The following is a 427-nucleotide window of genomic DNA, read 5'->3' on the forward strand; positions in this document are numbered from 1 at the left end:
TGATAGGGGAGATTGGGAACCAGGCGGCGGATATTGTCAGAACCCAGGGGCAGATAGCGGCGACAAAAGCTGCGAATGAACGGATGAAGAGCGTTACGCCGGACCAGCTGAAGGCAGCGGAAGCCGAATGGCGGGCGGCACATCCGGACAAAGAGCCGAAGGCGAGCGACATCAGCGGCCAGGTCTATCAGACCTTCTATAACGAGGCGTTTAACGCGAGCGGGTTAGGCACCGGCAGCACCATCCAGCAAGGTATTCAGGCAGCCACGGCAGCGGTGCAGGGCCTGGCGGGGGGCAACCTGGCGCAGGCGGCCAGCGGGGCGGCAGCGCCTTACCTGGCGGAAGTTATTCACGCCATGACCACCACGAAGGACGCGAACGGCCATGACGTGGTGAACGTCCAGGCGAACCTGATGGCCCACGCGGT

At 63.2% G+C, this 427-nt stretch carries 1 pseudogene; it reads left to right on the top strand.

From position 1 onward, the window contains the following. A pseudogene (locus tag EKL29_RS22970) lies at positions 1-427 on the top strand (hypothetical protein); the annotation flags it as partial.

The sequence above is a fragment of the Pantoea sp. YU22 genome, from assembly GCF_003970755.1.
GTDB classification, from domain to species: Bacteria; Pseudomonadota; Gammaproteobacteria; order Enterobacterales; family Enterobacteriaceae; genus Pantoea; species Pantoea piersonii.